The sequence below is a fragment of the Mycetocola sp. genome (assembly GCF_025464835.1).
Taxonomy (GTDB): domain Bacteria; phylum Actinomycetota; class Actinomycetes; order Actinomycetales; family Microbacteriaceae; genus Mycetocola_A.
Genome location: NZ_JAODMP010000019.1, coordinates 1 through 12,498 on the forward strand (window position 1 = coordinate 1; position 12,498 = coordinate 12,498).

Below are 12,498 nucleotides of genomic sequence, written 5' to 3' on the forward strand. Positions count from 1 at the left end.
GGACGCCAGCGGCTTCGTCGTCGCGGTTGTGGTCAAAGTCGTTCCCAGCGAGCTCTGGCCCCAGCCGATCGGCGCAAGGCCGGAGGACCAGCCGCTGGCGTTGTAGCCGGCCTTCTGCCATCCGCTCGTCGGGTCGCTCGTGTTGAACCAGTAGTTCCACGTCGAACCAGCAGCCTTCAGTGTTCCGTCCTGCGGATCGGTGGGCGGTGGTTCCGTCGGGGTCGATCCGGATGCAGCGAATGCCGAGGTGCTGGCAGACCAGTTACCGGCGGCGTCGACGGCGCGAACGAAGTATTGGGTGTTCGACGGTGCGGGCGGCAGTGTCACCGAAAGCGTGTTCGTTGCTGCAACGACCCGGTCATTGCGCAGGATCTGGTAGCCGACTCCGGCGCGGTTGTCGGTCGACCCCGACCAGCTCACCGTCACCTCGCCAGTTGACGAGGCCTTCGCGACAGGACTTGAAGGCCTCGTCGGAGCGGAGGCGTCGGTCTGGCCGAAGCGCACGAATCCGCCAGACCATTGCTTCACGAAGCCGGCTCGCGTCGACCCACTGAAGTCGCCACCTGACCACAGCTTGCCCGATGAATCCACGAACAACGCCCAGGCCCCCGCGCCGTTACGGACGTTCAGGATGGGGCTGAATTGGCGCTTGTACGCGCCGGTCTTGGTGTTCCAGGCGCCGACGGCGTTGATCTCGTCCATCGAGGTCCAACTCGTGCCGATGCTGGGCCAGGTTGACGGCCCAGAGTAGTTTGCGTGGAAGCAGTGGCAGCCACCGTAGATGGTGTCGCCGTCCGTCGCGAGAGCCTGGAAATCACCGCCGCGCAGAGTGACGTTCGTGCTCTGCAGACCGAAAGAGGTCCTGTCGTAGCTGTACAGCGTGTGTTGGGCGCCACCGAGCCATACTCGTTGACCGGCTTCCTTGACTGCTTGCTGGTAATTCGCCGTGGTGTTGTTGTACTGAGGTGTCCAGGCCAGCGGCTGTGCTGTCGTCGTATCGATCGCGGCCGCCTTCGGCGCCGCGACTCCGCGGGCAGTGGTGAAGTAGCCGGAGAAATACGTTCGGTCTCCTCGGTCGGACGCATCGACCGAAACCGAGGTCCCGTTCAGTTCGGGGTTCCAGGAATCCGGCGTGCCATCCGTCACCGAGAAGCGGGCAGCCGACCGCGTGTAAAGTTCGCTGGTCACGCGTCCGCCCGTCGAGTGGGTGAAGGAGCCTGAGGCGTAGAGCCAACCGTCCTGGACGTCGAGGCCTCGAACGCGCGTCACCTCGCCGGTGAGGTAATTGAGGAGCTTTCCTGTGAAGGCCTCGTCGATCGCCCCGGTTGTGGCGTTCAGCACGACGAGTCCTGTTCTCGGCGTCCCGTTCACCTGGGTGAAGTAACCCCCAGCAGCGATCCGGTTGTTGGGGAGCGTCGCGAGTGCCTTGATCTGGTTGTCGAAGGTCGGCCTAAAGGTCGAGATGAACTCGCCGGTATCCCGGTTGAAGGCCGCTAGGTACGACTGTGCTTGCTGGCTGCCACCCGACCACGTCTTCTGCACTCGCAGGAAGTTGCCGCCGACATACACGTTGCCGCCCGTCTCCGTGAAGGCCGAAACCTCGTTGCTGCCTTCAAGGTTGCTGCTGGGGCCGGCACCGAGCCCGGCAACGCCCCACACCGTCTGGAGAGCGAAGCTGTCTGCGACGGGCTCGAGAGTCTTGGCGGCGGTGCCTCCCGAGGGGATCGCTGAGTAGATGTCACCGCTGAGGAGCTTGGGCCTCAGGTAGGCCTGGGTGAATGGGCGTGCCCCGCCGCTGGAAGAGTCCTTCGACCACAGGTAACTATCCGCGGCGCTGCTCCCAACGACGCTCGAGCCGTAGCCGAATCCATTCATCCAGCCCTCGACGGATCCGGTCGTGGTGCGAACGCGGCCGTACGAGGAATCCGACCCGAAGCTCTCCGTTGTGCCGCCCGTACCGTTGACGTCGGCGATCGTGAAAGATCCGACGCGCTGCTGGCTCTCAAAGGCCCAGGTCCATCCAGCTCGAGGACTTGAGATCTTGAATGTCGCCTCCTGCCAGGAGCTGCCTGCGGTGTTGAGCGCCCGGCGGAGCCGGACTCCGTCGGTAAGGGAAGAAACGTTTGCACCGTTGAGAAGTCCCTCGATCGTCGTCGATGAGAGTTGGCGTGGCGAGAAGGCTGCTTGTCCGGTGATCGGATTGCGCACCTGCGCGGACGTACCGAACCCGAGGTTGGACTGGGACCAGCCCTCACGCCCGCGTCCGATGAGAACCCAGCCGCCACCGGACGTCACCTGGTCGCAGTAGTACTGGTCGGGCGCCCCTAGCGCTGGGGTCGCGAGCCAGTACAGGCCGCTGGGTGCCGACGGGTTGAGCTGCTTGATTTCCCAGCAGGATGCGGCTGCAGTCGCTTGAGTGAGGCCATCCGGGGTGGGGATGACGGGCTCAGCGGCGGCAGGCGAGGCCGGGTTCACGACCAGACCGGTCAGCACCATCGCCGCCAGGGCGGTGGCGACGGCCAGATGGCGAATCTTCTCACGGGCTGTGGTCGACACGATGTCTCCTCTGAGGGCTGGAAGTGTGAGGCGAACTCAACACGCGGGATCGTTGGGGAAGGAATGGGAGACGATGATCCATGAGCCATCGTCGTTCTGCTGGAGTACGTAGGTGTTGAGAGCGCGACGGGGCTGCGGGCCGCCCTGGATGGCTTCGCCGGCGCTGTCCTTCAAAACGACGTCTGAAGAGTCGATGCATGCCACGACCGAAAGGGTTGGGGGGGTCCCGTCCGGATCAGATGTCACAACCGTGAGCGACGCCACGGTGGGGGTCCCTTCGCGGGTCCAGCCGTTCGCGTCGAGCTCAAGCAGTTGAGCGGCTATCTCCGCGCGGACCGTCTCGCCGGCGAGTGACCCGAGTGCGGAGTCAAGGTTCGCCGTATCCGTCGGCAGTGCCGTGAACGCCTTGACGTAGGTCTCCACCACGTTGGTTGCGACCTCCGCCGGCGATTCACCGGGGCTCGCGGTTACGCGAGGGGAGGAAGCGGCGTTCGGCGTCACGGAAGAAGGGGGCGTCGACGAAGCGGATGTGGACGTATCCTGCCTCGAGGAAGCGGATGAGTTAAGCGCCTGCGCCCCGGCAATTTGTTCGGGTGCCGACGTCGCGCTGATCCAGGTGACGGAGGCAAGCCCGGCGGAAAGCGCCATAGCGACGGCTACGCCGGCGATTCGCCGGGAGCCGAACCTGCGAACCGACCCCGCGGTGCTCCCGTTTTCGGGTTCTTGAGAACTGGTCACCGGGATACTCCTCTCGCGTGTGGCCTCGTCACCGTGTGGCCTCAAAACCTCGCGGAGAGCCCGGCTCGTCCTGCGGCGCAGGAGCGGCCTGAATTCATGAGAGATCCTCGGCTTTGCCAGTTTACGGCTTCGGCGGCAATGGAAAAGGGGTGATGGGAGCAGCGATCCCCCCAGTTCGGGGAGTCAAGCCGCTGGTGGCCGCCGGGTTCGAGCCAGGAGGGACAACCGCGAAAGGCTCAGCCGCTCACGCGAGAACCGGCACCAGGCGGCGAAGGCGACAGTACCTATGAGAAGAGAAATCAGAAGGGCAAGCAGGGAAGGTCCGGCAACGATCCGCGCGAGAACCCCGGGGATTCCGAAACTGATCAACGGAACGATCAGTGCGTATGCGACAACGCGCAGATCGGCAGTGACGCCGACGAGTTTTCGTACTTCAATGCTCGCGAGGAACGCATCGACGAAGACGCTGATCGACCACGCAAGAGCAGCGCCAAGGATGCCTATGGCGGGCACGAGGAGAAGGTTGCCGGCAATGTTGATGGCCACAGCGACGAGCTTGTTGACGGCAGCCCACCCGCTGTGCCCGCTCATCAGCAGGACGGAGTGGATGTTACCGGCCATCAGGGTCGTCAGCGCCCCTAGGCACAGCACCACGAGCGCATCGGCACCCGCCTCGAACGATTCGCCGAGCCAGGAGAGCACGAGCGGCGAATAGATAGCCAGCATGATGTAGACCGGGCTGCTGAAGAGTACAAGCCATGTCGCCGCCGTCCGATACAGCGATTGGACGGTGTCGGACCGACCCTGGTGCAGCAGGGCGCTGAATGCGGGGGACACCACCACGCGGATTGCCGTGTCGATGATGATCCCGGCGGCCACGAGACGAACCGCACCCCCGTAGATGCCCGCTGCCGCGGAACCTGCGATCGCTCCGACGATGATCACATCGAGCCACATCAGCGACTGCTCAAGGATCGCGGAGATCGTTCGCGGTGCGGCGTAGCTGTTCAACGTTGTCAGCATCGGCCGGGATGCCCGCCAGCTCAGCCGTGCGTTTTCCCTGGGCTCTCTGCGCTTGACCTGGTATATGACCACGACGATCGCGACGATGAGCGCCGGCGCCAGGGGAATCGCCCAGGCGAGCATCACCATGGCCAATGTGCCGCCGGCGCCAGCAACCACAGCGGTGAGGATCGGACGTGCCGTCGGAAGGCCCACGCTGCCGACCGCCACGTAGGTTCTCAGGCCGCCGAGGCCGCGGGTGAGCGAAAGGGCAACCAGAAGCACCGACGCGACGGGCAGGAACCATGCGATCGCCTGGACAGCGTGAGCTACCTCACTGGTGTTCCCTCGAGTCCCGTCGGCGACGGCCGTCGCGCCGGCGTGGAGAGCGACGGCACCAACCAGCCCAGCGGCCGCCGCCGCGCCGAGAAGGTAAAGCGCCGTGCTCCGGAGGGCGGATGGGTCGCCTTGGGCTTGCCTCGGCATGATCCAGACGGCCGTGGAATCCATACCGAGTCGGGCGACGCTCAACGCAATGGTGAAAATACCGATTGCCTGAAGTACAACGCCGGAACCGGAATCGCCGAGCATGCGCGCAAGAATGACGGTGAAAGCGAACCCCATCACGGCGCTCACGCCTGAGCCGGTGAAAGTGAGCAGCCCGCCCCGCGCGAGCTTGCCTCGTTCGGCTTCCTCGTCGGAAGCGGTCGTCATGACCGTCGGGGAACCGACAGCGCTGAGAACCGCTGCCGCACAACCGCAGCGATGAAGATCGGATTGCCGACCAGATAGCGACGCGCGAGCCGGCGAGGCTCGATGATCATGCGCCACAACCACTCCAGCCCAGCCCGGATCATCCATTTGGGTGCGCGTCTGTTGCTTCCACTCAGCCAGTCGAAGAGCCCTCCGCAGGTGAGTATCGCCCGAGCGGAGACGTCATCGCGGTGATCGCGCACCCACTCTTGCTGAGCAGGATCACCGAGGCCGACAAACAGAATGTCCGTTCTGTGAGCGTTGATCGACCGAATGAGCGCCGGCCGATCTGCATCATCGATGTGGCCGTGGTGGGACTCGATCTTGAGGCCCGGGTTGCGCTTCCGCAGTCGCGCAGCGGCCTCAGCGGCGACCCCCGGTGCGCCTCCGAAGAAGAAGACATTTTTTCCTTCGGTTGCTGCGCGCGCGACTACCGGAACGACCAGGTCCGTGGTCGCCACGCGTTCCGGAATCGTGACGCCGAGTGCCTTCGCCGCCCAGACGATGGACTGGCCGTCGGCGTAGTTCAGGTCGGAGTTCGCGACGAGTGCCCGAAGATGTGGGTCACGCGCGACGAGATTGCAGACGTGGGCGTTGATGCCGATGGCGACGTGGCTGGATCCGCTGTCCGTCCATTCGAGGATCTCGTCCGTGAGGGCATCCATACTCACCGCGTCGACGATGACATCGAGAACCTTGACGCGGGTTCTGTTGGTGGTCACCGTTTACCTTTCGGCTCGAGCACGATGGAGCCGATGAGGGGTGCCCCGAGCTCTTCCGTCTCGGCCAGGATCACCGAGAGGGAATCGCTTCGGCTGGCGCCTGCTCGCGCCAGAATCAGGGAGTTATCGGCGAGACGGAGGCCCGCGAGCAAGCTCGAGTGGTGGGAGTCGGATTTCAACACGAGGATGTAATAGGTCCTGGCCGCTGGTGAGGCGATCGTGTGCCGCACGTGACGTGTGATCAAAAGGTCTGATTGTTCCGTATCGTCGACGTCGCCGGGCACGAAGACGGTCAAAGTCGGAACTCGACGGGATGCGTAGACCTCGCGGACGCCGTCCGCAACCTGCGCCCTGTGCAGCGAGAGCGATTCTCCCATTGCGGCGAGCTGATCATCGGTAAGGCTTGGGACGATCAGCTCGATGAGATGTTCAGCCTGTGCCGCAACGATGGCGAGGTTGATGGCCCCTGTCGCTATGTCGCTCAGCCCTGAGTCGTCGATGATCAGCAGGGAACGTGCGTCAGGGGCGGTTCCTGAGAAAATCCGTTCACGCGCGACCCGAAGTTGATCGGCGTCGTCGCCGTCCGCCGGGATCTTCGCCGCGTTCTCGTCGAGGACGGCCAGAACCGGAGCCCCCGTGAGGCGCGACACTTCCAGAGCCGACCGCAGGCGTCGATCCCTGCGATTGACCACGAACGCGGCCAGCACGCCAACGACACCGCCCGCGAGCAGACCGGTAGCCAGAACGGTTCGTCGCGTGGGGTTGGCGTATATCGGGTTCTCCCCGGCAGGGGTGAGTACCACACCACCGACGGTGTCGACGCTCTCGAGGGTGTTCTTCTGGGTCAGTAGGGCTTCGAGTTCCAGCGTGATCTGTTGCCGGTCGCTTTCTGCCTGTGCTGCTTCCACGCTGCCAGGAGGCGCGCTGGCGGTCGCCGCATTGGCTGTCCCCAGTTGCGCGCGCAACTCCTCGCGCCGGTCTGCCAGCCTGTCCAGGGTCGCCTGGATCCGCTCAGTGGCCTGCTCGCTGCGGTAGTCGAGGTAGGCTGCCGCTACCGCGTCTGCCCCGCGCACGGCCTCTTCTGCGTTCTCATCCGTGAAGCTCACCCGAACGACACTCGTGCCCGCGGTCGTCGCGACCTGCGCACGCTCGCGGATGTCGTTCGCCGAGATCTTGCCGCCGAGCGATTCTGCAGCCTTGCTCGCGACGACATATGAGCTCGCGATCTGAGCCTCGGTCGCATCGTCGAGAAGTCCTGAGGCCGAACGATCCGCGTTGAAGGGTTCGGTGGAGATCACGCTGATGTTGAGTTCCGTTGTGGCGGTGGTTGTCTCCGGGACCACGAGGAGGAACGCGATGGCGCAGGCCAGGCCGATCGCTGCCGCAGCGGCGATCACCCGCCATTGACGGCGAAGAACGAACGAATACTGCTCAATTCCGAGCGATGATGTTGAGTCATTTTGCGACAACAGGTGCCTCCAATTGACCGGGCAGGGGTCGGGACCTGCCTCGAGGGACGAAGAAACATTCGAGTAGAAGTGACCGTTCCTCACGTCCATCGGAACCTTATACTAGGCCTCCGACCGTACCGGTCGTCTTCCGGCACGCAAAGACCTAAGGGGCGACTATGACCGTTGTGGGATTACCCCAGTTCGGGAGCAGAACCAGGGCGCCGGCTGCCAGCGGCGAGACTGGTGCGGATCTCCCGCGGTGGCCTCTCGCCGCCATGTTCGTCCTTTTTCCGGTGTGGTGGGCGCTTGGCGTGGGCGAGATCGCATGGATTCCTCTAGCCGCCGTCATGGTGCTGTATATGGTGCGAACCGGGCGGTACCGGGTTCCTCGTGGATACGGTCTCTGGCTTCTGTTCCTGCTGCTCATGCTCCTTTCCGTCATAGGAATCGACGCACCGGACCGGTTCGTCGGTTTCGTCTACCGAGTCTTGTCCTACCTGACCGTGACGGTCGTCTTCATGTACGTATACAACGCCCGGAACACGCTCACCGTTCGTTACGTGCTTGGAGTGCTGACCGTGTTCTGGGTGTACGTGGTCGTTGGCGGGTATCTCGGGTTACTGTTCCCGCAGTTCTCCTTCACCACCCCCTTCGCGTATGTGGTGCCCGAGGCGTTGAAGGCCAACGAGATCATCGGCGAAATGACGGTTCGCCGTCTAACGTCGTACAACCCAGACAGTTGGGTTCCGGCCGAGCCCCGCCCCACCGCGCCATTCCTCTATGCGAACGGGTGGGGCAACGTCTACTCGATGCTGTTGCCCATCGTCGTCGCCTATGCGGGAATGCTGCGCGGTTGGCGGTTGGTGCTTCTGTTCATCGGAATCGCCGCATCGGTTGTTCCGGCGTACCTCACGCTGAATCGAGGCATGTTCGTCGGAATCGGTGTCGCCGTTCTCTATGCAGGCATCCGCCTCGCCATAGCGGGGCAGACGAGGGTGCTCCTCAGCGTTCTCGCCATCGCCGCCGTGCTGATCGCCGGCGGCGTAGCGCTCGACGTCGGGACCCGCGTGGAGGCGCGAATAGAGTCGAGCCCATCCACCGAGGACAGGTTCCAGCTGTACACCGAAACGATCGAACGAAGTCTGGAATCCCCGATGTTCGGTTACGGGGCCCCGCGCCCGTCGAGCGTCGCGGGCGCCCCGTCCGTCGGCACCCAGGGTCAGGTGTGGATGGTCATGTTCTCACACGGTTTCCCGGCGCTCGTAATGTTCCTGGGCTGGCTGCTGTGGAGCTTCGCGGTCACCATCCGCTCCAGGGAGCCTGCCGTCATTGCGCTCAACACAACGCTGCTCGTGATCCTGGTGGAAGTTTTCTACTATGGCGTTCTTCCCGACGGCCTCATCCTCAGCATGGCCGCCGCCGGCCTCGCCATGCGCGCTCAGACCCCCAGCTTGGGGGAAAGGTGAGCCATGCTCGCTTTGGGCTAGGCTTCCGATAACTTCCCGCCGCCAGCGTCGCTGTCCGGTGCGGGGGAGCGACAGGAGGTTCGGATGTCGGATACGGGCGTGAGCGTTGTCATTGCGACCCGCGGTCGGCCAACGCTCCTGCGTCGAGCCATCGCGTCGATTCTCGCTCAGACGACGAAAGTTCCACTCGAGATCATCGTTGTGTTCGACCAGGTGGAGCCTGACCCGCTGGCGGACGTCGACGTGGGCGATGGGCGGTTCCTTCTCGGAATCCGGAACGAACACAGCACCGGTCTGGCCGGCGGGCGTAATTCCGGCATAGGACGTGCCCGCTTTGGGTTCGTTGCGTTCTGCGACGACGACGACGAGTGGAAGCCGGAGAAGATCGAGAGGCAGCTCGCTCTGGCTGCGGCCGTTCCTGACGCCGTCGTGATCGCGAGCGGAATCCGGATCGAAAGCCACGGCGGCAGCCACATCCGGCTGGCTCCCGAGACGACGACCCTGGGCGACCTGCTCGAGTCTCGGATCACTGAGCTGCATCCGTCCTCGTTTCTCATACGGCGCCATGACCTCGAGAGCCGGTTGGGCACCATCGACGAGAACATCCCAGGGTCGTACGGCGAGGACTACGATCTGCTGCTTCGGGCCGCAAAGCTGGGACCCGTCGTGGCGGTCCCGGAGCCGCTTGTGATCGTGCACTGGGACCGGGCTTCCTTCTTCTCCGAGAAGTGGGAAAGCATCGTGGGGGGTCTGTCATATCTTCTGGAGAAGCACCAGGAGTTCGACCGGACCAGCCGGGGTAAGGCACGGATCCAGGGGCAGGTGGCGTTCGCCTATGCCGCACTCGGTCAGGTGAAGGACGCGCGCCATTGGGCATCGGCCACCCTGCGGAACGATCGGCGGCAACTTCGCGGCTACGCCGCCTACGCCATCGCATCCCGGCTCCTGCCGGCGGGACTCATCGTCAACGCGATCAACAGCCGTGGGCGGGGGCTCTGAGAACCCATGCCCAGGTTGAGCGTCCTGATGACTGCCCGGGACAGCGAGGCGACGATCACGTCCGCGGTTCGTTCGACGTTGGCTGCCCTGCCCGACGACGCAGAAGTCGTCGTCCTCGACGACGGCAGCACGGATGGGACCCTTGCGGCGCTGCACAGGATCGCTGACCGCCGACTCGTGATCCGCTCGTCGCATCACGTTGGAGTGGCGAACGGCCTGAACCGGCTCCTCGAAACGACGGATAGCGAGTTCGTTGGGCGCATGGACGCCGACGACCGGTGTCTTCCTGGTCGATTCGGCCGTCAGGTGAAAGCAGTTCAGTCGGACTGCGATGCGGTCTTCACGACGGTTATCGACTGGTGGTCCGATCGACGCCGGATCGGATTCCTCCCACCCGTGGGAATCGCGGTCAGGGCGTTTCCCTATTACCTTCTGCTGACCAACCCGGTCTCTCATCCCACCCTGGTAGCAAGGCGGTCGGTCGTGGAAGGCGTCGGCGGCTATCGGGCCGTCCCCGCTGAGGACTACGACCTCTGGCTGCGTCTCGTGAACTCCGGTGCCAGGTTGCGACGGCTCGCGCTTCCCGGGGTTCTCTACCGTCGGCACATGACACAGGTGACAGCATCCGCTGCCTGGCGGCGACAGTCCTGGGCGGATGAGACCATCGGGTCGGCCTTCGGGGATCTCAGTCAGGCGCTTCTCGGCGAACGGTTCATGCGGCTGGTCACCCTCGCGTCGAGCGACCGGCTTCTCGCTGAGGAGAAGGACCGAATCCTCGCGGACTTCTCGGCTCGGTACATGAGTGCCATTGCGGTGTTGCCGGCCGCCGAAAGGCTCGTGCTCGCTCGGAAATGCCGGGCCCGAGCCGATTGGGTCCGCACTGTGCGGGACCTTCCGTCCGCAACCGCGCTGCCCTGACGGGCCATTCCTATCCGCTTCAACGTAATAAGCCCCCATCATGGAGAAGCTGGACGGGGGTTTCAGCGGCTCCGACCGGCACCGATCCGGTGGCCTTGCGATTTCCAGTGAGCCTGGTGGTGTTTTCGCTCAATATCCATGGGTGCGATCTCTGCTGATCAGGGATTCCCCCAAGTCGTCTCAGTTCGTTTTCGTTCCTTTTCGGGCCGTTGATGGCACATCGAAGGCACAGGTTTGCCCCGGACCCTTGGCGTGCTTTCACCTCACACTGGGGGGTTCTCGAGGGCGGTTTGGTTAGGCCGCGCATCGATAGGCTCGTCCAAGCTGGCTCGGTGCCCGCTGCAACAGAGTGGGGGAGCTGCATGGCTGGCGAGGACATCAACTACGAGACGAAGACGGTGCGGGCTATCCGTGGCTTGGAAGCGCGGACAGTAGCGAAGTGGGAGAAGGATGGCTGGGAGGTGGTCTCCCAAACGACCGGGAAGCTGCAAACCGAGATTGTGGTCCGCAGGCCCAAGCCGAAGTCGCGCGTGCTCCTCTACGCGATCGGCGGCGGGGCGCTCGCGATCGCACTCGCCACCGTTATCACCGTCGGAGTCATCAGCGAGAAGACCGCCCCCGCGGCTGGGATGGGAGCGACTCCCTCGGCCCGTGTCGGCGAAGAGTTCACGTCGGAGGCAGAACTGTCTGAGTCGGACGAACCCGCCGAATCGGCAGAACCTGAAGGCATCGTGATCACGGCGGAGAGCAATCCCGAGTTCGCGGCGCTGCTGGCGCTTGGTGATTACTGCGACCAGTCGATACCCGCATTCGCGGAGAAGTACCGCGGGCAATCGATCGCCTTTGATGGGAACGTTGGCACACTTAACAACCATGTCGGTTATACGACTCGATACGACATTCTGCTCGGAGCGGGCGACCACGGCGAGACCTCGCAATTCGGTCCGGCGTTTCAGTTCCGCGACGTGAACCTCGCTAGCGATCTGCACTATGTCGGCGATGTGCCTGACACGCTAGGGGTGTCTGACAACCTTCAGATCACCGCAGAAGTCGACGAGTATGAGCCCAGCTCGTGCTTGTTCCTCGTCGACCCGGTCGAAACATCCTTCCGGTAGGCGCGCAGCTCTTGATCCGGCGCTGGTTGCGATCGACCATCCTGTTCGACGCCGGCGCCAGCGCTCCAGATGTGCAGGCGAGCCTGGGTCACTCAAGCCTTCAGGTCACCGAGCGCTATTCGCGTGCCCGGGAGGGCGTCGCGCTTCGTGCAGGAGCAGCCCTCAACGACGCGCTGAAAAAAAGACGAGGGCGCCCTACCGGAAACGGAACAGCGGCGGACCCCTGCCTGCCTTAATGGCACAGCCTCGGCGAGGACCCGACGGAATCGACCGCTGAAACGAGAAAACCCTCGGTTGCCCGGCGCCAACTCCCGCTTAAATGAAGAAATCCCCGTAAGTAGAAGCCTTACGAGGATTTCAGTGGCTCCGACCGGCATCGATCCGGTGACCTTTCGATTTTCAGTGAGCCTGGGCGGTTTTCGGCACTGTATCTATGGTTGCGATATCGCGCTGATCAGGACTTCTTCGGAATGGTCGCAGTTGGTTTCAGTTACTTTTTGGGCCTTTAATGGCCCTTTAATGGCACAAGATTCGGTTCGTCAGCTCTCCTCGAGCGACTCTGGCCAACATGTTTGGCGAGTACCTCGCCGCGCAGCACGGGTTCGTGAAGGACCGCATGAGTGCGTCGCGCGAGGTCGATCGTCCGGCTACCGGCGCCCGGTGGGAACCTTCGACGCGAGCTTTCGTATATCGGGCGCTCGAGTGCGCGGAGGTCTAGATCGCCGGGGCCCGTTCTCGTAAGCGGATGGTCGCGCGACGCGGGAAATCTACGCGGTGA

Annotated in this window: 9 protein-coding genes; 4 read left to right on the top strand and 5 right to left on the bottom strand. The window is 63.8% G+C overall.

What is annotated here, in order from left to right; translation table 11 throughout:
- The 5 genes from JWP90_RS02645 to JWP90_RS02665 form a co-directional block, all read right to left on the bottom strand.
- A partial coding sequence (locus tag JWP90_RS02645; RefSeq protein ID WP_297359305.1) for a fibronectin type III domain-containing protein occupies positions 1–2,556 on the bottom strand: 2,556 nt, incomplete at its 3' end.
- Between the two features lie 36 nt (positions 2,557–2,592).
- Positions 2,593–3,057 carry a hypothetical protein gene (locus JWP90_RS02650; protein ID WP_297359307.1) on the bottom strand — a complete coding sequence of 155 codons (465 nt, stop codon included), beginning with the start codon at positions 3,055–3,057 and terminating at the stop codon, positions 2,593–2,595.
- Positions 3,058–3,477: 420 nt separating this feature from the next.
- Positions 3,478–5,010: a polysaccharide biosynthesis C-terminal domain-containing protein gene (locus tag JWP90_RS02655; RefSeq protein ID WP_297359309.1), complete on the bottom strand. Its 1,533-nt coding sequence runs from the start codon at positions 5,008–5,010 to the stop codon at positions 3,478–3,480.
- Positions 5,007–5,771: a WecB/TagA/CpsF family glycosyltransferase gene (locus JWP90_RS02660; protein WP_297359311.1), complete on the bottom strand. Its 765-nt coding sequence runs from the start codon at positions 5,769–5,771 to the stop codon at positions 5,007–5,009. Before JWP90_RS02660 ends, JWP90_RS02655 begins: the two co-directional genes overlap by 4 nt.
- A complete protein-coding gene (locus JWP90_RS02665) occupies positions 5,768–7,330 on the bottom strand; it encodes a hypothetical protein (protein ID WP_297359313.1) in 1,563 nt (520 codons plus the stop codon). Before JWP90_RS02665 ends, JWP90_RS02660 begins: the two co-directional genes overlap by 4 nt.
- Before the next feature lie 167 nt (positions 7,331–7,497).
- On the opposite strand from JWP90_RS02665, the gene JWP90_RS02670 reads away from it, so the two are divergent.
- From JWP90_RS02670 to JWP90_RS02685, 4 genes are all read left to right on the top strand, one after another.
- Positions 7,498–8,688 carry a hypothetical protein gene (locus JWP90_RS02670; RefSeq protein ID WP_297359315.1) on the top strand — a complete coding sequence of 397 codons (1,191 nt, stop codon included), beginning with the start codon at positions 7,498–7,500 and terminating at the stop codon, positions 8,686–8,688.
- Between the two features lie 99 nt (positions 8,689–8,787).
- Entirely contained in the window at positions 8,788–9,687 is a 900-nt protein-coding gene (locus JWP90_RS02675; protein ID WP_297359317.1) for a glycosyltransferase family 2 protein, read from the top strand.
- A gap of 6 nt (positions 9,688–9,693) precedes the next feature.
- Positions 9,694–10,605, top strand: coding sequence for a glycosyltransferase (locus tag JWP90_RS02680; RefSeq protein ID WP_297359319.1), 912 nt, complete (start codon positions 9,694–9,696; stop codon positions 10,603–10,605).
- 362 nt (positions 10,606–10,967) lie between these two features.
- Entirely contained in the window at positions 10,968–11,720 is a 753-nt protein-coding gene (locus tag JWP90_RS02685) for a DUF4839 domain-containing protein (protein ID WP_297359320.1), read from the top strand.
- The last annotated feature ends 778 nt before the right edge of the window (positions 11,721–12,498 follow it).